Source organism: Ruminococcus sp. CAG:379 (genome assembly GCF_000434255.1).
In the GTDB taxonomy this organism is placed as follows: domain Bacteria; phylum Bacillota; class Clostridia; order Oscillospirales; family Ruminococcaceae; genus Ruminococcus_F; species Ruminococcus_F champanellensis.
Map to the genome: position 1 here is coordinate 635 of NZ_FR894839.1, position 20,082 is coordinate 20,716.

Annotated in this window: 22 protein-coding genes and 1 pseudogene; 5 read left to right on the top strand and 18 right to left on the bottom strand. The window is 53.4% G+C overall.

The annotated features are described in order from the left end of the window. The 17 genes and pseudogenes from QVO51_RS02555 to QVO51_RS02635 form a co-directional block, all read right to left on the bottom strand. Nucleotides 1-447: pseudogene (locus tag QVO51_RS02555) on the bottom strand (PolC-type DNA polymerase III); the annotation flags it as partial. Nucleotides 448-456: 9 nt separating this feature from the next. Continuing rightward, nucleotides 457-1,494, bottom strand: coding sequence for a flavodoxin-dependent (E)-4-hydroxy-3-methylbut-2-enyl-diphosphate synthase (gene ispG, locus QVO51_RS02560; RefSeq protein WP_022357106.1), 1,038 nt, complete (start codon nucleotides 1,492-1,494; stop codon nucleotides 457-459). 15 nt (nucleotides 1,495-1,509) lie between these two features. Continuing rightward, nucleotides 1,510-2,550 carry a M50 family metallopeptidase gene (locus tag QVO51_RS02565; RefSeq protein WP_022357107.1) on the bottom strand — a complete coding sequence of 347 codons (1,041 nt, stop codon included), beginning with the start codon at nucleotides 2,548-2,550 and terminating at the stop codon, nucleotides 1,510-1,512. 63 nt (nucleotides 2,551-2,613) lie between these two features. Next, the gene (locus QVO51_RS02570) at nucleotides 2,614-3,756 is read right to left on the bottom strand and encodes a 1-deoxy-D-xylulose-5-phosphate reductoisomerase (protein ID WP_022357108.1); all 1,143 of its coding nucleotides are present in this window, start codon (nucleotides 3,754-3,756) and stop codon (nucleotides 2,614-2,616) included. A 76-nt stretch (nucleotides 3,757-3,832) separates the two neighbouring features. Then, the gene (locus QVO51_RS02575) at nucleotides 3,833-4,666 is read right to left on the bottom strand and encodes a phosphatidate cytidylyltransferase (protein ID WP_022357109.1); all 834 of its coding nucleotides are present in this window, start codon (nucleotides 4,664-4,666) and stop codon (nucleotides 3,833-3,835) included. A gap of 1 nt (nucleotide 4,667) precedes the next feature. Further along, on the bottom strand, nucleotides 4,668-5,408 hold the full coding sequence (gene uppS / locus QVO51_RS02580; RefSeq protein ID WP_022357110.1) for a polyprenyl diphosphate synthase: 741 nt from the start codon (nucleotides 5,406-5,408) through the stop codon (nucleotides 4,668-4,670). 33 nt (nucleotides 5,409-5,441) lie between these two features. Then, nucleotides 5,442-5,996 (bottom strand): ribosome recycling factor, encoded by a 555-nt coding sequence (gene frr, locus QVO51_RS02585; protein ID WP_022357111.1) that lies wholly within the window; start codon nucleotides 5,994-5,996, stop codon nucleotides 5,442-5,444. Nucleotides 5,997-5,998: 2 nt separating this feature from the next. Continuing rightward, nucleotides 5,999-6,709, bottom strand: coding sequence for a UMP kinase (gene pyrH, locus QVO51_RS02590; RefSeq protein ID WP_022357112.1), 711 nt, complete (start codon nucleotides 6,707-6,709; stop codon nucleotides 5,999-6,001). Between the two features lie 163 nt (nucleotides 6,710-6,872). Then, nucleotides 6,873-7,796, bottom strand: coding sequence for a translation elongation factor Ts (gene tsf, locus QVO51_RS02595; RefSeq protein ID WP_022357113.1), 924 nt, complete (start codon nucleotides 7,794-7,796; stop codon nucleotides 6,873-6,875). 81 nt (nucleotides 7,797-7,877) lie between these two features. After that, nucleotides 7,878-8,621, bottom strand: coding sequence for a 30S ribosomal protein S2 (rpsB, locus tag QVO51_RS02600; protein WP_022357114.1), 744 nt, complete (start codon nucleotides 8,619-8,621; stop codon nucleotides 7,878-7,880). A 157-nt stretch (nucleotides 8,622-8,778) separates the two neighbouring features. Beyond that, complete coding sequence (locus QVO51_RS02605) at nucleotides 8,779-9,087, bottom strand: PRC-barrel domain-containing protein (RefSeq protein ID WP_022357115.1); 309 nt, start codon at nucleotides 9,085-9,087, stop codon at nucleotides 8,779-8,781. Nucleotides 9,088-9,137: 50 nt separating this feature from the next. Beyond that, nucleotides 9,138-9,275, bottom strand: a complete 138-nt coding sequence (locus QVO51_RS02610) for a sortase B protein-sorting domain-containing protein (RefSeq protein ID WP_015558897.1) — start codon at nucleotides 9,273-9,275, stop codon at nucleotides 9,138-9,140. Further along, nucleotides 9,272-10,129, bottom strand: a complete 858-nt coding sequence (locus QVO51_RS02615) for a metallophosphoesterase (RefSeq protein ID WP_022357116.1) — start codon at nucleotides 10,127-10,129, stop codon at nucleotides 9,272-9,274. Before QVO51_RS02615 ends, QVO51_RS02610 begins: the two co-directional genes overlap by 4 nt. A gap of 7 nt (nucleotides 10,130-10,136) precedes the next feature. Beyond that, entirely contained in the window at nucleotides 10,137-11,147 is a 1,011-nt protein-coding gene (locus QVO51_RS02620) for a rod shape-determining protein (RefSeq protein ID WP_015558895.1), read from the bottom strand. Then, nucleotides 11,144-11,857, bottom strand: coding sequence for a ComF family protein (locus QVO51_RS02625; protein ID WP_022357118.1), 714 nt, complete (start codon nucleotides 11,855-11,857; stop codon nucleotides 11,144-11,146). The genes QVO51_RS02620 and QVO51_RS02625 overlap by 4 nt, the downstream gene beginning before the upstream one ends. Then, complete coding sequence (recD2, locus tag QVO51_RS02630) at nucleotides 11,838-14,057, bottom strand: SF1B family DNA helicase RecD2 (RefSeq protein WP_022357119.1); 2,220 nt, start codon at nucleotides 14,055-14,057, stop codon at nucleotides 11,838-11,840. Before recD2 ends, QVO51_RS02625 begins: the two co-directional genes overlap by 20 nt. A 66-nt stretch (nucleotides 14,058-14,123) precedes the next feature. Then, nucleotides 14,124-15,113, bottom strand: a complete 990-nt coding sequence (locus tag QVO51_RS02635; protein ID WP_288167782.1) for a biotin--[acetyl-CoA-carboxylase] ligase — start codon at nucleotides 15,111-15,113, stop codon at nucleotides 14,124-14,126. A gap of 199 nt (nucleotides 15,114-15,312) precedes the next feature. Here QVO51_RS02635 and rpe point away from each other — a divergent pair, with 199 nt between their 5' ends. Next, nucleotides 15,313-15,972 (top strand): ribulose-phosphate 3-epimerase, encoded by a 660-nt coding sequence (rpe, locus tag QVO51_RS02640; RefSeq protein WP_276747067.1) that lies wholly within the window; start codon nucleotides 15,313-15,315, stop codon nucleotides 15,970-15,972. Here rpe and QVO51_RS02645 read toward each other — a convergent pair. Then, nucleotides 15,884-16,501, bottom strand: coding sequence for an adaptor protein MecA (locus tag QVO51_RS02645; protein WP_022357122.1), 618 nt, complete (start codon nucleotides 16,499-16,501; stop codon nucleotides 15,884-15,886). The genes rpe and QVO51_RS02645 overlap by 89 nt on opposite strands. A 43-nt stretch (nucleotides 16,502-16,544) precedes the next feature. Between QVO51_RS02645 and QVO51_RS02650 the strand changes: the two genes are divergently transcribed. The 4 genes from QVO51_RS02650 (at nucleotide 16,545) to QVO51_RS02665 (ending at nucleotide 20,047) form a co-directional block, all read left to right on the top strand. Then, a complete protein-coding gene (locus QVO51_RS02650) occupies nucleotides 16,545-17,525 on the top strand; it encodes an RnfABCDGE type electron transport complex subunit D (protein ID WP_022357123.1) in 981 nt (326 codons plus the stop codon). Beyond that, complete coding sequence (locus tag QVO51_RS02655; protein ID WP_022357124.1) at nucleotides 17,515-18,129, top strand: Rnf-Nqr domain containing protein; 615 nt, start codon at nucleotides 17,515-17,517, stop codon at nucleotides 18,127-18,129. The genes QVO51_RS02650 and QVO51_RS02655 overlap by 11 nt, the downstream gene beginning before the upstream one ends. After that, nucleotides 18,126-18,689, top strand: coding sequence for an Rnf-Nqr domain containing protein (locus QVO51_RS02660; RefSeq protein WP_022357125.1), 564 nt, complete (start codon nucleotides 18,126-18,128; stop codon nucleotides 18,687-18,689). Before QVO51_RS02655 ends, QVO51_RS02660 begins: the two co-directional genes overlap by 4 nt. Before the next feature lie 83 nt (nucleotides 18,690-18,772). Continuing rightward, nucleotides 18,773-20,047 carry a putative glycoside hydrolase gene (locus QVO51_RS02665; RefSeq protein ID WP_022357126.1) on the top strand — a complete coding sequence of 425 codons (1,275 nt, stop codon included), beginning with the start codon at nucleotides 18,773-18,775 and terminating at the stop codon, nucleotides 20,045-20,047. Nucleotides 20,048-20,082 lie beyond the last annotated feature (35 nt).

Genomic DNA, 20,082 nt, shown 5'->3' on the forward strand with positions numbered 1-20,082 from the left:
CAGAAGCTGCAAGCCGTACTGCTCCTGGATCAGCATGCTCAAAGCCCGGCAGAATCCGGCTTGCTCCAGGATCTCCCGTCCTCCATGCACCAGAGAAATGGCAAGCTTGTCCGCCTCCCGTTTCACTCCGGCATGATCCAGAAAGCCATTGAGTACGGACATACGCCGTTTCAGCTGGGAAATTAGTGATGAATAGCTTGTTTCCAGGGTGAACAGCTCCGGCGCATACCGGCAGGCAAGGGTCACCCGGGACAGGGACAGCCGATGCTCCAGTGCCGTTTCAAAGGCAAACATGGTTTCTGCATCCAGAACCTGGTCGTACCGCACATGAAAGGTCATTTCCGTGCGATTTTCCGTATAGGTCAGACGGTAGAGCATACCTTCCAGTGCGACAGCCGGCAGTTCCGGTGCCAGATCCGCCAAAAAGTCAGCCAGTTTCAATTCCATGCAATCACCTTACAGCTTTTCGATTTCCTTTAACAGTTCCGGCACGATCTCCGATTCCTGAATCTTGCGCAGGCACTGATCCTTTTTGAAGATCACGGCGCAGCCGTCGCCGCCTGCCACGCCGATATCAGCCTCACGAGCTTCTCCCGGACCATTGACGATGCACCCCATGACTGCGATCTTAATGTCCTTGTCCAGGTTTGCCACAGCGGCTTCCACTTCCTTTGCCGCTTTCACCAGGTCGATCCGGGTTCTGCCGCATGTGGGACAGGATACGATCTGTACACCCTTCCGCTTGCCCACGCCCTTGAGAATATCCCGGGCAGCAGCAATTTCCTTGATGGGATCATCCGTCAGCGAAACCCGGATGGTTTCCCCGATGTCATCCGCCAGCAAAGCACCGATGCCAATGGCAGATTTGATGAGCCCCATGCGCTCCGTGCCCGCTTCCGTGACCCCAAGGTGCAGCGGATAAGGACATTTCTGTGCCGCCAGCCGGTATGCCCGGATCATGGTGGGTACATCGGAGGATTTGATGGAGATCACGATATCGTCAAAATCGAACCGGTTCAGGATTGCCACATGCCCCAGTGCGCTTTCCACCAGCGCCTCCGGAGTAGGTGCTCCGTACTTTGCTAAAAGCTCCTTTTCCAGAGAACCGGAGTTGACCCCGATGCGGATGGGAATCTTCCGGGCTTTGCAGGCTTCTACCACCTGTCTGACCCGATCCATATCTCCGATGTTGCCTGGATTGATCCGGATCTTATCCACGCCAGCGGCGGCGGCTTCAATGGCAAGTCGGTAGTCAAAGTGGATGTCCGCCACCAGTGGAATGCACAGTTTTTCCTTCAGCGCTCCCACCAGCCGGACTGCGTCCATATCTGGAATGGCTGCACGAACAATTTCACAGCCTGCCTGTTCCAGGGCAAGCGCCTGTTCCACGCTGCCTGCAATATCATCGGAACGGCGGTTCAGCATGGACTGGATATAAATATGCTTGCCGTCCAGCAGGCAATCCCCTACTTTTACCGGTTTTACTGTTCGCATGATTTTTCTCCTTTATTAAATCAGTTTTACAATGTCGTTATAGGTCACTGCCAGCATCAGCAGCATCAGCAGCGCCATGCCTACCAAATGTACCATGCCCTCATGCTCTGGCTTGACAGGCTTGCGGCGGATGGCTTCAATGATGAGAAATACCAGTCTTCCCCCATCCAGTGCCGGTAAAGGCAGCAGATTACAGAATCCCAGATTGATGGTCACAAGGGTGGACAGTGTCAACAGGGACATAACATGCTCCCGGAGGGTTTCCCCGATGGTTGCAGCCTCTCCAATGGCGTTGACGATGCCTACCGGTCCGGACATATCGTGGAATCCCACGTTTCCACGAATCAGATCCAGCAGTCCCACCCAGGTCATCCGGGCAATGGACACGGTGTCTTTTGCTGCGTAGGCAAGCACGTTGCCAACGGTGGTTTTCTGACCGTATACCCAGAAGTCCAGCCTGCCGGTGGTTGCAGTATCCTCAAAGCGCACATGCTCCAGGGTCACGATCTCCCCGTTCCGGCGCACATCCACTGTAAAATCGTTTTCGTTGGTGTATTGCAGTTTATAGGAAAGATCCGTATCCGTCAGGATCCGCATGCCGTTGATCCGGACAATGGTATCATTCACCTGCAAGCCGCAGCTTTCACTGGAGGAAGTGGAGTTTCCATTTTCGTCCGCATGAAAGCGGCTGATGGTTGTGGTGGTAATGGCATCACCCATGCTGGTGGTAATAATCAGCAGCACAAACCCGAGCAGGATGTTCATGGTCGCACCTGCAACCACAACCGCCATACGCCGGGGTACGCTTTTTTTGCCGAACGCCCGGGAGTCCTCGCTGTCCGCATCCTCCCCTTCCATGGCGCAAAAACCGCCAATTGGCAGCAGACGGAGGGAATATTCTGTTTCGCCCCACTGTTTTTTCAGAATCGCCGGACCCATGCCAATGGCAAACTGGTTGACCCGGATGCCGCAGAGTTTGGCAACGATGAAGTGCCCGAATTCGTGGAGCGCCACAATCACGCCCAGAATGAAAATTGCAAGGATGATCTTTACCATAATACACCTTTCTCAATGTAGGCAGTGCCGTCTTGTATGCTTTGTATCATACTGCCCGGAGAATCACAATAGATTTTCTTCCACAAATGCCCGAGCCTGTGCATCTGCCTGCATGACATCTTCATAGCAGTTCAGCTGCATAAAGGGGATATAGGCAACAGCAGCTGCAACCAGTTCGCCGATCCGCAGGAAGGGAATCTCCCCTGCCAGGAAATGTGCCACAGCCGCTTCATTGGCACCGTTGGCAATGCAGGGATATGCGCCGCCCTTGGTGATGGCGTCAATACAGGTGCGCAGGCAGTCAAAGGTGTCCAGATCCGGTTTTGCAAAGGTCAGCGTGCCGTAATCCGTCAAAGACAGGGGCTTTGTGGGGCAAGGCATCCGATCCGGATACAGAAGTGCGTACTGGATCGGGATCTTCATATCCGGCACACCCAGCTGTGCAATCACCGAGTAATCCTGATACTCCACTGCGGAATGAACCACGCTTTGCCGATGCACCACGATCTCGATCTGATCCGGCTGCAAATCGAACAGCCACTTGGCCTCAATAAACTCCAACCCCTTGTTCATTAAAGTGGCGGAGTCAATGGTGATCTTGCTGCCCATACTCCAGTTCGGATGATTCAGCGCTTGCGCAATGCTTACATGCTCCAGTTCCGCCCGGGTCTTTCCGAAAAATGGTCCACCAGAGGCAGTAAGGATGATCTTCCGCAGCTGGGAACGCTGATTTCCCTGCAAACACTGAAAAATAGCGGAATGTTCACTATCCACCGGATAGATGGGTACATGCTTCCGCTTTGCAGCCTCCATGACCAGTGCACCGCCTGCAACCAGAGTTTCCTTGTTGGCAAGGGCGATGGGTTTCCCCGCTTCGATGGCAGTCAGTGTAGGCAGCAGTCCCACCATACCCACCACGGAATTGAGAAAGATATCAGCTTCCTTCTGCTGTGCGATTTCGCACAAACCATCCATGCCGGACAGAACCCGGATGTCGGTATCCGCAAGCCTCTGCTTCAGGTCAGAATAGTGCGTTTCGTTGTAGATACAAACACACAGGGGAGAAAATTCTCTTGCCTGCTGTTCCAGTTTTTCTACGCTGCTGTGGGCAGCCAATGCGGTTATGTTCAGTTTATGCTGCCGGGCAACCTCCAATGCCTGGGTACCGATGGAACCGGTACTGCCCAGTAATGCGACTGATTTCATGTCCATCCCTCCAATGAAGATACCCGTTAACACGGGAAAAAGAGGCTACCCCGCAATGGAAAATAGCCCCTTATGTTTAAAAGCTATACAAGGGTGTTAGCTGGAGCACAGCGCAGAAAAACGGTACCACAAGCAATACACTGTCGAACCGATCCAAAAGTCCACCATGCCCCGGCATAATGTTGCCATAGTCTTTGATCTGAAAGTGCCGCTTAATCAGAGAAGCGGTCAGATCCCCCACCGTTCCGATCAAAGCACATGCCATACCCAGCAGGCACACGGTTATATAATGCACTGTGAATATGTCTCCCCGGGCAGCCATGATCCGGCTGTAAACTGCTGCAAAGGCAATAAATAGAATGCCATTGGTGACAACGCCGCCAATGAAGCCTTCTATCGTTTTCTTGGGACTGATCTGTGGGCAAAGCTTGTGCTTGCCGCAGAATGTCCCTACAAAATATGCGCCGGAGTCCGCAAGCCAGGCACCGCACAACGCCATGACCACATAAATAATACCATGAATGCCGTCCTTTTCGTTCAGCGTAATGCAGCAGCACATGGAGTATGGGATCAGCAGAGTGCCGAATACCATCAGCAGTGCATGAAACAGGCTCATGCGTTCGTGCAGCAGAATATAGCTGAGCAGCAGCAAAATGCAGACAGAGACTGCCACCAGCGGGCGGAAGGCTGTTTGATCGAAGTATACCAGAAAGGGCAGTCCCATGCCGTACAGGAACGCAATCCCGGCAGGCAGCCGGAATTTCAGGCACCCTCCAGCCCGGAACAACTCAAACAGCAGAATCACACAAACCGCCGCAATGGCAATGGGGAATACGATGGTATGATGCAGCAGCAAAACCCCAATGGCAATAGCGCTTGCCACGGCGGAGGAGATCAGACGTATGCCCATCTCACACCCCTCCGAATCTTCTGCCCCGACCGGCAAAGTCGATCAGTGCTTTGTCCAGTTCCTTCGGGGAAAAATCCGGCCACAGCACGTTGGTGAAATAAAATTCTGCATATGCGCACTGCCAGATCATATAATTGGACAGGCGAAGCTCTCCGCTGGGACGGATCAGCAGATCCACGTCCGGCACACCGGCGGTATACAGGTACTGGGCAAACTGCTCCTCCGTCAAGGTATCCGGATCCAACTGACCATCCTTTGCCAGCTGTGCCACCTGCCTTGCCGCATGGACGATCTCATCCCTGCCCCCGTAGTTAATGGCGATCATCATCGTCATTTTGTCAAAGTGGGCAGTATCCCGTTCCACCGCAAGCATCTTTTCCCGCAGCTCCGGGGTAAACCGTTCCTTATCCCCCAAAAAAATCAACTTGGTTTCCAGGTCGAAAAATTCCCGCACATCATCAATGTACTGGTCGAACAGCTTCATCAATGCGTCCACTTCATCCTTGGGTCGTTTCCAGTTTTCCGTGGAAAAGGCGTAGAAGGAAATATAGGGAATGTTCAGATTCCGACAGTAACGGGCAATGGTTTTAAATGTCTTAGCGCCCTCACGGTGTCCAAGCTTCCGGGGCAGTCCCCGTTTCTTTGCCCATCTGCCGTTTCCGTCCAGAATAAAGCCGATGTGCCGGGGACGCTTTTCCGGCGGTGGCAGACTCGGCGCAGTCTGTTTTGATAAAAATGCCATATCGTCTCCAAATCAGTTTCTCTATCATTAGGCTTATAGGCTCATAACTTCCTTTTCCTTGTCGGAAACCATTGAATCGGTCTGTGTGCAGAATTTATCCGTAATGTTCTGGATCTTCTTTTCTGCATCCTTCAACTCGTCCTCTGTAATCTCGCTGTTCTTCTTCATAGTCTTGAACTTTTCCATAGTATCCCGGCGCACGTTCCGCACTGCAACCTTTGTCTCGTCCCCATACTTCTTGATGGACTTGCAGATCTCCTTACGTCTGTCCTCGGTCAGCTGAGGGAATACCAGGCGGATCACCTTACCGTCGTCCGTAGGCGTGATGCCGATATCAGAAGCCAGGAGCGCCTTGTTGATAGCCTTGATCATAGAAGCGTCCCAGGGCTGGATCAGCAGGATCCGTGCTTCGGATACGGTGACAGCAGCCATCTGGTTTACAGGAGTGGGGGTGCCGTAGTAATCCACAGTTACCTTATCGAGAATGCCCGGATTCGCACGTCCGGCACGGATGGAAGCAAATTCAGCGGCAAGGTGCTGCAGCGCCTTGTCCATTTTTTCTTCTGCCAGCTTGATGTGTTCGTTCATAATCAATTCTCCTTAATCAATGTCCCTACATCCTGACCCATGATAGCGTCATAGATGTTGTCAGGGCGTTCCATATTAAATACCAGCATGGACATGCCGTTATCCTTACACAGGGTAGCAGCGGTGCTGTCCATAACAGCCAGTCCCTTTGCCAACACCTCGCTGTAGGTGAGGGTCTCGTACTTTACCGCATCCGGGTAGCGGTGGGGATCCTTGTCATATACCCCATCCACCATGGTAGCCTTGAAGAATACCTCGGCTTCGATCTCTACGGCACGGAGCGCTGCTGCTGTATCCGTAGAGAAGAAGGGATTGCCGGTGCCGCATCCGAAGATCACAACCCGGTGCTTTTCCAGGTGGCGGATCGCCCGGTTCCGGATATAAGGTTCTGCAACCTGCTGCATGGTGATCGCCGTCTGCACACGAACCTCAACCCCCAGGGATTCCAGCACATCTGCAATAGCCAGTGCGTTGATGGTAGTGGCCAGCATGCCCATATGATCCGCTCTGGTTCGATCCATACCGCCGCTTTCTCTGCCACGCCAGAAGTTGCCCCCGCCGACCACAATGCCGATCTGCACACCCAAATCCACACACTTCTTGATACTCTTGCAAATATCCGTAATTACATCATAATTCAATCCAAATTTCTTGTCACCGGCAAGTGCCTCGCCGCTGAGCTTCAATAAAATCCGTTTGTACTTCGGCTCCATTCCAATCATGCCCTTCTATCGTATTCTGTTCCGGATGCGCCATCTCACCCAGCACACCCTATCTTATTTTACACTATTTCCTGCCCGTTGTAAAGTAAAATCGCATAAAAAAATAAAGAACACCGAATTTCATCGGTGTTCTTTATGGAATATAGCCTATGGATTACTTGATCATGCTGGCAACTTCGTCAGCAAAGTTGTCTGCACGCTTTTCGATGCCCTCACCACGCTCGTAACGAACGAACTTGGTGATCTTAATGTCGGAGCCGATGGTCTTTGCAACGCTGCTTGCATACTCGGTGATGCTCATGGAAGGATCCTTGACAAAATCCTGTTCCAGCAGGCAGTTCTCGGAGTAGTACTTGCCAACCTTGCCCTCTACGATCTTTACACGAACCTGCTCTGGCTTGGAAGCCATCTTCGGATCCTCAGCCATCTGTGCCAGCAGAATCTTCTTCTCCTCATCCAGTACGGAAGCCGGAACTTCCTCTCTGCACAGGTAAGCCGGATTCATTGCAGCAATCTGCAGTGCGCAGTCCTTTGCAACTGTCAGAACCTCAGGCTTAGCGCCAGCCTCACATGCAACCTGAACCAATACGCCGATCTTGCCGTCGCCGTGTACATAGGGAACCAGAATGCCCTCCAGGCGCTCAAACCGACGAATCTGCAGATTCTCACGGATCTTCAGGAACAGATCCTGCAGGGACTCTGCAACGGTCTTGTCGGAACCGCTCATCTTTGCATTGTTCAGCGCATCCAGATCAGCAGGGTGCTGTTCAATTACAGTCTTTGCAACATTGTTTACAAATTCCTTGAATTCTGCATTCTTTGCAACAAAGTCGGTCTCGGAGTTCACCTCAACGATAGCGCCAACGGAATGATCCTCGTTTACGATTGCAGCAACCAGACCCTCAGCAGCAACTCTGCCAGCCTTCTTTGCCTGGGTAGCCAGACCCTTCTCACGCAGAATGGTGATTGCCTTTTCTACATCACCGTCAGCCTCGATCAGAGCCTTCTTGCAGTCCATGATGCCTACGCCAGTGCTTTTGCGCAGTTCATTTACTTCCTTAGCAGAAAAATTAGCCATTATGAAATCCTCCATTTCAGATTTAAGCTTCGTATAGAAAACCCGAATATATCGCAACATATCCGGGTTTTAAAGTATTCTTTATTCAGCAGTCTCAGCTTCAGCCGGAGCTTCCTGTGCAGCCTCTGCAGCCGCATTGTCAGCACCCTGCTTGCCCTCGATGATTGCGTTTGCGATGGTGCCGGCGATCAGCTTGACAGCACGGATTGCATCATCGTTGCCGGGGATTACATAATCCACTTCGTCCGGATCGCAGTTGGTATCCACGATTGCAACGATCGGAATGTTCAGCTTCTTAGCTTCTGCAACAGCGATCTTTTCCTTGCGGGGGTCAACAATGAACAGTGCGCCCGGCAGCTGCTTCATGTTCTTGATACCTCCCATGAACTTTTCCAGCTTCTCGATCTCCAGGTTCAGCTTGATAACTTCCTTCTTCGGCAGCAGGTTGAATGTGCCGTCAGCTTCCATTGCGTGGAGCTGTTCCAGACGCTGCAGTCTTCTCTGGATGGTCTTGAAGTTGGTCATCATACCGCCCAGCCAACGTGCGTTTACATAGTAAGCGCCGGCACGGGTCGCTTCTTCCTTTACGGAATCACCAGCCTGCTTCTTGGTACCTACGAACAGAACGCTCTTGCCCTCAGCGGACAGATCACGAACGAACATGTAAGCTTCCTCAAGCTTCTTTACGGTCTTCTGCAGGTCGATGATGTAGATGCCGTTTCTTTCGGTGAAAATGTACGGAGCCATTTTCGGGTTCCATCTTCTTGTCTGGTGACCAAAGTGTACGCCAGCTTCAAGAAGCTGCTTCATTGATACTACGCCCATTGTGTAGTCCTCCTATTGGTTTTAAAATTTTCCCGCCGCAGCCGATTCCCGTCGGGAACAACCTTTTGCAAGGCACCAACCCCCGTTCACAGCTGCGTGTGAATTACTGAAATATTATATCACACTTTTCATACTGATGCAAGAGATTTTCTCTTGTCTATTTAAATAAATCTTCAATATGAAATCTCTTGGATATTGTACACTTTGCACTGCCTGTGCTTCCATGCTCCGCTTCACGCACCACCAGAATGGTGTCTGTACCAATCAGCCGGATCTGGCGGAAGGGAATCATCAGATCCTGTTCCCTGCCCAGCAGACCAAACAGGCGCTCCCTGCCGTGGATCACAAGGGCTGCAACCGCAGCGGTCTGTGCATCGAATTCCAGATCATCCACATACCCCAGCTTTTCGCCCTTTTCCACGTCAATCACTTCCTTGCGGCACAATTCCGCAAAGCTGTACAGCATCCGATCACCTCCGGTCTTTCATATGTATGCACTGCCGGAGGGAAATTAGGCTACTTCTTCTTTTTCAGTACCAGACAAAGAATAATCAGTACTGCGGCTACGCCTCCCAGCACTGCGTACAATGCGATGGGGGTGGTATCCCCTGTCTTGACCGCATCCATTGCGGTAATCAGCTGCATCCAGTTCATGTTGTTTCGCCTCCTTCCATGCGATGTAGTGTAACGGTCACGATTTCCGGCCGGTTGCCCACCCGGAACGGAAACCCGCTGTTTCCCACGCCCCGGTTGATGATGAGCATATGCCCCGCATCGTAAAATGCGCCTCCATCGTATTCCGGCAGGATCCCTTGGTCCGGTGCATAAAGTCCGCCGATCAGCGGAAGGCGGAACTGCCCTCCGTGGGTGTGTCCGGTAAGCGTCAGATCTGCGTCTGACTGGAGAAAGACCTTGGCATCCGTTGGATTATGCTCCAGCAGCACCACAAAATCCGTCTGTGCGTCAGAGATCTGCTTCAACGCAAAATAATCCGCCTTCCGGATGCTTTCCAATCCGGTCAGAGTGATCGCCGCTTCCTCCCGGGTCAGTTCCACGCTGCGATCTATCATGAAAATCACGCCGCAGGCATGCATCCGGTCGTAAAGGGCTCTCCTGTATTCTGTTTTCACCATCGCCTCATGGTTCCCGGGTACAAAATACACCGGGGCTATTTTGACAGCCAGCTCGCAGAATCGGGCGGCAGGTTCCACCTTCGGATGATTGCCGTCCATGATATCTCCGGTCAGCACAATGATATCCGGCTGCTCCTCCCGAATGGCTTTTATCAGCCGCTTCTGATCCTTACCGCACCATTTATTGTGCAGATCGGAAACCTGTACAATCCGGTAGCCGTCAAATTCCGCCGGAACATCCGGCGAATTGCAGGTATACTCGGTCTGCATCAGATCATTGTCCTGCCAGTACAGGTAGCCGCTCAGCAGCAAAACTGCCGCCACACCGATCACCAACCGCTTTTTTCGCTGCTTCTTTTTTCTCTGTTCCTCCATATGCACCTCACTTAAACAAAGTCACGCTTTCAAAGCCATCCAGCAGCACATCATGCCGCCGGAATGCCTTTGCCGTTCCCTTTGCCACACAGGTTTCCGCATCCTTTGCTACGTGGCATTTCACCCCCAGCGTTCGGCTGATGAGCTTTTCCAGCCCCCCCAGATAGGAACCTCCCCCAGTGAGGAGAATGCCATTGTCGTAAATATCCCCGATCAGCTCCGGAGGTGTCCGCTCCAATACATGACGCACTGCCTCGATAATGGCGAACACGTCCTCCTCCAGAGCTTCAAACAGTTCTACCTCTGTCAGCTCTGCGGAATCCGGCAGACCCCGCATCAGATTCTTGCCCCGCACCGTCATCCGCACATCCTCGCTGGGATCATACAGATTGGTAAGCTGAATCTTGGCATCCTCCGCTGTCCGATCCCCGATCATCAGCTTGTACTTGTTGGATACATACCGAATAATGGCTTCATCCAGCTTGTTTCCTGCCACCTTGATGGAATGGGAAGCAACGATGCCGTTCATGGACACCACTGCAATGTCCGTGGTGCCACCGCCGATATCCACCACCATATGTCCGTTTGCCTGACCGATGCTGACGCCAGCACCAAGCATAGCGGCCAGCGGCTCCTGGATCAGATTCACCTTCCGGGATCCGGCGCTTCGGGCAGCTTCCATAACAGCACGCCGTTCCACATCCGTAATAAAGGAGGGAACACAGATAATGATCCGGGGCTTCAGCAGCTGCCTGCCGCTGACCTTGAGGATGAATTCCCGGATCATACACTGGGTCAGTTCATCATCCGAGATCACCCCGTCCTTCAGAGGGCGCACCACTGCCAGGTAATCCGGCGCTCTGCCGATCATGCTGTATGCCTTCCGTCCGATGGCGACCACCCGTTCTGTCCGCTTGTGGAAGGCGATTACAGAAGGCTCATTGAGTACCACGCCCCGTTTCCCCATGGTCATAACGATATTTGCAGTACCCAGATCGATGCCGATATCCACATTCATTTCTCCTTTGCTTGATTGCTTCTGTCATGCTCCGGACGGCATTTCCTGATAGAGGTGCAGCCTGCCGCAAATCCCACATCCGCTGCACCCATCTGCCGCAAAAGCTGCGCACAGCGCTGTGCCGTACTACCGGTGGTGAGCACGTCATCACACAGCAGAATCCGAAGACCGTCCATCCTCTGTTCCGATGCTTCATACAGCTTTGCATGCTCCTGCCGTTCCTTTGCGCCCAGCTCATGCTGCCGGATCTTTGACTGTCGCTGGATCAGACAATCCTTCCGCACAGGCAGACCGCAGTATGTCCCCATGGCTGCGCCGATGCGCTCCGCCTGGTTGTACCCTCGTTCCCGGAACCGCTGCCGATTCATGGGGACTGGCACGATGCAGTCATAAGCACCTGCCGGGATCTGATCGCCTAGCACTTTGCCCAGATGCATCGCAAAATTCAGATTATGTCCCCGCTTGAGGGAAAGGATTCCGTCCTTTGCCCGGTCTGCATAGGCGTATGCCGCATACACCCTGGAGTAAGGCAGCGCTTCCTGCCCATTACAAGGGATCTTTCCGCAGTGAGGACAAACCTGAACCGGCTGAAGGGACGCTGCACAGTCCGGACAAAGCAGCTGATTCCAGGGAATGAATACTCCACAGCAGCCGCATCGGTTCGGGTAGAACAGATCCAGGAGCCACGCCTTAATTGCTTCCTTGTTCATGTTGCATCAGCATGTGCCGCAGGCAGGAGTACCGGTTCGTCCTGCGGTTATTATGTACCATTTCCTCGATCTTCTTCCGGGAGCCTACCAGGATCAGCAGCTTCTTTGCCCGGGTCACCGCCGTGTACAGCAAATTCCGGTAGTACAGCTTTTCAAAGCCTCCCAGAATGGGGATCACCACCGCTTCAAACTCACTGCCCTGGCTTTTGTGAACCGTAATGGCATACGCAAGCTCCAGCTGATCCAGCACATCCAGGGGATACGGTGTGATCCGCCCGTCAAAGTCAATGGTTGCTATCATCTGCGCCCGGTTGATCTCCAGAATCCGCCCGATATCTCCGTTGAAAATGCCGGTACCCTGCTCTCCGTCCTTTTTCCAGAGGATATCATAATTGTTCCGGGTCTGCATCACCTTGTCCCCCACCCGGAAGGTGTACAGCGCCGTCTTGCACTCTGCCATACCCTTTTTCTTGGGGTTCAGCGCCTCCTGTAACGCCTGGTTCAAAGCAATGACGCCCAGTGTCCCCTTCCGGGCAGGTGCGATAACCTGAATGTCATTCAGCGGATCAAAGCCATACGCCTTTGGCAGACGATCCCGGCACAGGGAAATCACCAGTTCACAGGCTGGTTCCGGCTTCAATCGCTGCAAAAAGAAGAAATCGTTCTGCTTTTGCATCAGATCCGGATCCTCACCCCGGACGATTCGGTGAGCATTGGTGACAATGCAGCTTTGCTGCGCCTGCCGGAAGATCTCCTGCAAAGCGATTACCGGGATGCAGCCTCCATCGATCAGATCCCGCAGCAGGTTTCCAGCCCCTACCGAGGGCAGCTGATCGCTGTCCCCTACCAGAACGATACGGCAGTGCAGCTTCAGCGCCCGAAGCAGATGCTCAAACAACAGCACATCCACCATGGACATTTCGTCCACCACAAGCACCTCGCAGTCCAATGGATCCTTTTCATTGTGCTTGAAGGTGAGCCGTTCGTTGCTGTCAAACTGCACCTCCAGCAAGCGATGAATGGTCTTTGCCTCATAGCCGGTCAGATCTGAGATCCGCTTGGCGGCTCTGCCGGTGGGGGCGGCAATTAGCACCTTCTTTCCCTGCTTTTCATACAGGGAGATGATGGCGTTCAGTGTGGTGGTCTTACCGGTGCCGGGGCCGCCGGTCAGCACCATCAGTCCCCGGGACAGGGCGGTGGTGATTGCCTTGCGCTGCAGGGATTCATATTTGATCTGCTTTTCCTGCTCCTCCAGGTCGATCAGTGCCTCATAGTCATAATCCTCCGGAGCGCTGAATTCCAGGATCACGTTGATACGATCCGCTATGTAGGATTCGGCAATATAATACTCCGGCAGGTAGACAAACTCCCGTTCTCCCTTTTTGTACTCATAAAGCTGCTGATTCTCCAGAGCCTGATTGTAGTTGGCATAAAAGTCCTGTTCTCCAATGCCCAGATATTTGCAGGAAAGAGGCTGCAACTTATCCAGGGGCAGACAGGTATGTCCGCTGAAGGTGTTTTCGGTCAACAAATACTGCAAGCCAGCCAGGATCCGCTGCTCCGAATCCAGAGCGATCCGCAAGGAACGGGCAAGCACCTCCGCTTTCTGGAAGGGCAGTCCAATCAGCTCACTGCACAGCGCATAGGGATTCCCATCGATCACATCCCGGCTATTAATGCCCCATTGCTGAAAGGCTTTCATCGCATAACGGGCAGGAATGTGATACTGGGATAAGTAGATCATCAAGGTACGCAGGCTGAAAATTTTCTGCACCTCCCGGGCGATCTCCTGGCATTTCTTCTCCGAGATGCCCTTGATGGTGCGCAGCTTTTCCGGGTGATGCTCCATGACCTCCAGGGTCTCATCCCCGAATACGTCCACGATTCGCTTGGCAAGGGAGGGGCCAATGCCGGAAATGGTGCCGGAGGACAGGTACTTCCGGATATTCTCCGCCGTACTGGGCAGCTTTCGCTCACAATAGGATGCCTTGAACTGTGTGCCGAACTTGCTGTGGGTGATATACTCCCCCTCCACCAGAAGGGTCTCTCCGTCTTCGATCTCTCCCAGCTCCCCCACTACGGTTTCTATGGACTGATCCGTTTCCAGCTCCAGAACAATATATCCGTTCTGTTCATTAAAGAACAGAACCTTATCCACAACACCCTCTAAACGGAGCATCCGCTTTTCCGGCTCCTGCATGGTATCCCCCCTCTGCTCCGGATTTGCATACTATTTTATTATACACGATGCACTTGGAAAATGCAATCATTTTTCGCCAAGATGGGGACGGATCCGTACCTCCCCGGAGGAAAGTGCTGCTTCTGAGCCATCCGGATACCGCACCTGCAGCCGACAGGCATCATCGATTCCAAGCACCAGAGCCTTCTGCTCCCGTTCCCCCTGCACCACCGTCACCTGTCTGCCGGTGAGCATGGATTGATCCCGGTACCTGGTCAGAAAATCATGGGAGGGCAACGCCCGGTATCTGGCATCAAAAGCGGAAAGCACCCCTGCTGCCAGCTTGTCCGCAAAGCCCTCCGGCACCTGCCCGTCCGGAAACAGGGATCCGGCAATGCCGGACAGCTCCGGGGGAAAGCCATCCTCCGGCGGGGCGATATTGATGCCGATTCCCAGCACTGCATACCGGAGCATGCCATTCTCCAGATCCAGCGCACCTTCGGTCAGGATGCCGCACACCTTTCGCTCCTGTAAGTAGATATCATTCACCCATTTGATCCGGGTTCGTACACCGGCAGCTGCGTCAATGGCATCCGCTACGGAAACTGCTGCCGCCGCAGTGATAAACAGCGTTTCCTCCACCGGCAGCTTCGGCCGCAGCAGCAGGCTCATGTAAATGCCGGAACGACAGGGAGAGTAAAAGACTCTGCCGCATCTGCCGCGTCCGGCAGTCTGTGCATTGGCAAGCACCACTGTTCCCTCCGGTGCATCCTGCTGGGCAAGCTCCCGCAGAAGGGTATTTGTAGAGGTCACGGTGTCGTGTACATGCAGGAAATATCGTTTGGGATCAGCCAGATGTCCATAGATCCCCGGAGCAGAAAGTCCCGCCTTTGCCGGAGGAATGGCATAGCCCCGGTTGGACACAGCCTGCATGGGGACACCTTCCTTCTGGAGTGTCTGCACAGCTTTCCAGACAGCGTTCCGGCTTACGCCAAGCTGCTGCGCCAGCTGGGTGCCGGATAAAAATCCGCCGCCGGCACGTTCTAGTTCCACTCGTACCTGTTCCTTGGTAGTCAATGCCTATCCGCCCTTTCCCGATCAGCTTCTAAAAAAGTATAGCACATCCGTGGGAAACCGTCAACTGTACCTTGACCTTTGCTGCCGCTTGCTGTATAATATAAATAAGTGTGGATTATGGTATTTGGGCAATCTGCTGTCTGTGATCCTTGCACAGGCTTCCCAGACTTTGCCCGAAACCGTTTCTTTGGAGGTTCAAGTGAATACGATTGTTTCCGCATCCATTTTAGGCGCAGATATCTGTCACCTGGGTGAGGCTCTGGACAAGCTTCGCACATGGCAGATCGATATGGTACACTTCGACGTGATGGACGGGGTCTTTGTCCCCAACATTTCCTTCGGCATCCCCATGCTTTCCGCAGTCCGGCGGCATACAAAGCTGTTTCTGGATGTGCATCTGATGATTACCGATCCCCTGCGGTATGTATCGGCATTTGCAAAAGCCGGAGCAGACCGGATCACTTTTCACCTGGAAAGCAGCAGTGATCCCCGGGCAACTCTGGAAGCGATCCGGCAGACAGGCCGTCAGGCTGGTATCGCCATCAAACCGGGCACGCCGGTAGAGGACGTGATTCCCTACCTGTCCCTGGCGGATATGGTACTGGTTATGACCGTAGAACCCGGCTTTGGCGGACAAAGCTATCTGCCCGATACCACGGAAAAGGTTCGACAGCTGCGCCGGGACTATCCGAAACTCTGTATTCAGGTAGACGGGGGCATCAACGACCAGACCGCACCCATTGCCCGGCAGGCAGGAGCCAATGAGCTTGTTACCGGCAGCTATCTGTTCCAGGCTGCGGATCCGTTCCGGGCTGCGGCTCTGCTGCGGGGAGATGACTCCAGCCTGCAAGCCGGGTAACAGCATCTCCGGAGGCGACGCATTGGAAATGTTCCAGGGTCTGTGCCAGAAGCTGAGGCGTAGCTTGCGCCGGTGCAGCAAATTCCCCCATCCGCATGCAGATCCGCTGCTGATCTGGCTGGGGCACCCGCAGTACCAGTCGGTACCGTCCGGCATTGCGGTAACAGGCGCTTTGTCCGCAGGCAGGCCAGCATGCAAGACAGCCCCGGCAGCATTGAATCAGATCCGCCATCTTCTCAAATTCATACAGCATCACATCCTGTACCGCTCCGGTCTGCTCTGAGCGATCCGCTGCGGACAGGTAAATATAGCAGCCGCCGTCCCTGCGTGCAAAAACCTCGACGCAGATCCTGCTGCCAGCCAGCGGAATTCCAAAGCGGCGGACAGCAGCCACCACCAGATCCTCCAGCAGGCACATGACTGCCGGCTCATTTTGTCCGAACTGGTCCAAGGTGACCCGGTAAGCACGCAGCTCCGCCCCGGTCATATGAATCTTTACGGCGGTGGGGCTGATCCGATACATGGTCATACACGGCTGTTCCTTTCACATAAAATTCAAGGAGGTGCTCCCATTGCATAGAAAAACGGCAGCATTGCATAGAAAAACGGCAGCTGCCGTTGTGCTGGATCTGTTTCTTGTCCAGCTTGCGCTGCTCATTCTTTCCGGTTATTATTACGGCATCCGGGTGCTGATCCTGGCGCTGATCGCATCCGGCACCTGTCTGGCTCTGGACGCTGTGTGTCTGCATCTACGAAATCAGCCTATACGGGCTGCCCATCTGGATGCAGTCAATACAGGATTGACGCTGACTCTGATGATGCCGGCATCTGTGCGCTATGATACGCTTATCATAACCTGTTTTGCAGCAATTATCATTGGAAAAGCCTTGTTCGGCGGCAGAGTAAATCTGCTGTTTCCGCCTGCTGCTGTCGGCTATACATTTTCCATACTGGCATTCGGCACGGAACTGCTTCAGTTTCCACAGCCCTATACTGCATTGCCGCTCGGAAATCAGATCGATGCGGCATACACTATGTCTGCCTCCGCCCAGTTCCATGCCAACCGAATGATAGATCTCAGTGACAAGCTGCTGCTGGGCGCACTGCCCGGTCCTATGGGAACCGGCTGCATCCTGCTGCTGACGGTGGGTGTCTTCATTCTGATCGCCCGGCGTAGTGTTGCCATTTCCACGCTGGTAACCTTTCTGTTGGAATATCTGCTCATGAGCCTGCTGGCGGGGGCGGATTTTGACTATATGATCAAGCTTCTGGGCTGCAATATGACCCTGTTCGGGGCTGTATTCCTGATTGCGGATCAGCGGATTGCGCCGAAAAGCCTTGGGGGCATTCTCTACGGTTTTCTGGCAGCCATCCTTTCTATGTATCTGACCACCTTCGCCGAAATCGAATATGCTGTGGTCATTACTGCCATCCTGCTCAGTCCGCTGGCACAATTTCTGAAATCCCAAAGTTGGCAGATGGAATATGCCCGCCGTCGGCGGCAATACCGGCGTACCCATCGGGAACAGGAGGTGGAACAGCATGAGCGCTAAACGCAAAAAGACCATCTATGACGGCTTCTTTTACAAAAATCCGGTGCTTATCGGCGGACTGATTGCCGGCCCGGTTATCGTCTGTGCTGATACCCTTGCGCATGCCCTGGTGTTGTGTCTGATGTTCTCCATGCTGTCCTTCATTTCCGTGATGTTTTCCTCCTTTGTGCCCCGGCGGTTGGTGTATGGGCTTCGTATTATAGTATACAGTCTGATTGCAACACTGGTGTATGTCCCCCTGTCCCAGGTATGCGCAGAATACTTTCCCCTGGAGTTTGAGGCGATGGGCATTTACCTGCCACTGCTGACGGTCAGCAGTCTGATCACCACGCAAACAGAATTTCTGTTCAACCGGCAGGACGGCGTGACCTTATTCGTGACCCTGCTGTGCTATATTCTGGGTTTTGATCTTGCAGCCCTATTGGTGGGATTTATCCGGGAACTGCTTGCCTACGGAACCATGTTCGGCAATATGACCGGCTTCCGCCATGTTATGCCGGGTCTTGCCACTATCCCAGGCGGATTCCTTGTGACCGGACTGTTGACAGTATGCTTCCATAAGCTGCGGATCCTGTTCCGCCGCAGAAAGGAGCGTGCAGCATGAACAATCTGCTTTCCATGCTCCTGACTGCCATTACAGCCAATCTGATCTTTACAAAGGCGCTGGGTATCAGTACCATTACCGCTTCTGCAAAAAGCAAAACGGATTTTGTGGGAATCGGTCTGATGGTCACCATTCTGACCACCCTGGGCTGCGGCATCACCCATGGCATCAACCGACTGCTTCCGGCTTTGGATATTGCCTACCGACCGGTGGCATATATTCTGGTGCTGGCAGTGCTGTACGTTTTCCTGCTGGTATTCCTTCACGCAGTGGGCAGACCTACCTTCTATCGGTTCCGGAAATATGTGCACCTGTGTACCTTCAACTGTGCCGTACTGGGCACTCTGCTGCTGAATGCAGAGCAAAACGGCAGTCTGTCCGCAAGTCTGCGGTTTGGACTGACTGCCGGGTTGGGGTTCGTGATCGGCGCATGGACGCTGAAAGCCGTGTACCCAAAGCTGACCAGTGACCGAGTGCCTGCCAGCGTCCGGGGGTATCCGGCGATCCTGCTTTATATCGGCATATTAAGTATGGCGCTTTACGCAGCAAATATTATATAGACAACTTCACACCAAGCAGGCTTGGTGACATAGAGAAAGAAACAAAGAACAAAAGATAAAAGAAACACAAAGGAGACCCATTCATGAGAAGAGATCCAAGAGGGCGCAAAGTCTACTCCCGCCGGGGCAGACAGCGCAATATGTTCCATACAAAGCACCGGTTCCGTTCGGTTCTGTCCGTTTTATTGACCATGCTGATGATTGGTCTGCTGGTGGTGGCAGGATACCTTGCCGCCGAGCCATTGAGCCGATTGCTCCACAAATGGACGGGAGGTACAGAATCCACGCCGGATTCCTCCCAGACCGTCACAGAGCCTGCTTCTGAAACTGCAACGGAGGCAGCCACAACTGCTCCGCTGACCACAACCGCACCAGAGCCGGAAACCACCACGTCTGTTACCACGACCGGAGCTGTGCCTGCCGCAGATATCGGACTGAAATCCTTTGAATATGTGGGACGGTTTCTCAAGGAGAACGCTTTGAAAAGCTCGGAGTCGCTGGAGGCTGCTTTGCAGGAAATCCCCGCCGGATGCTGTGTGATCGTGCCTTTGAAGATCGAGGGAGGTGCCCTGCTGTATCAATCCCAGGTAAAGGGTGCAGTCGCCAGCGGTGCATGTAAGGATGCGACACTGACCATCCGGGAAATTGCAGAAAGCATACAAAGCCACCAGCTTTCTGCCATTGCCCAGCTTTCTCTGCTGGATGATGCCTACTATCCTACTTATGATACCACCGCCGGATTTTTGCTGGAGGATGGATACAGCAGGTGGCTGGACAACAAGCCGGAAAAGGGCGGCAAGCCCTGGATGTCACCCTTCTCTGATTCTGCAGCGGCATACTTACAAGCTCTGACTGCTGAAATCATGCAGGCAGGCTTTCAGAATATCCTCTGTACTGACCTGGATTATCCCCATTTTTATGACACGGATCTGGAGTTGCTGGGCAGTCCGGTGCAAAGTAAGCAGAACCGTGCAGAAGGGCTGATCCGGGTGCTCAACGGCGTACACCAGACCGCTTCCCAGCAAGGGGGCGGTGCTATGTACACCTTTTCTCTGTATGATGCACTGAATCGGGATGCGGAGGCGCTGCAACCGGTAATGCTCAACACCCCAAGCGCCGTTGTATATATTGACCCGAATTCCTTCCGGGATTCCTTCTGGCACAACAACCAGAAGATCAGCATGTCCGGATTAAGCATGCAGGAAAAGCTACAGGTGCTGATGCCCATCGCTCAGGAGCTTTGCGGCGATATGCACCTGATCCCCTGTTTCCGGGAGCGATCCTTCCGGCAGCAGGAGCAGACACAGGCTGAAGCGTGGCTGCGTGAAAACGGCTACATGCAATACATGTTTAAGTAAAAACGGCACTGCAAAGACGGCTGTCAAAACCGATC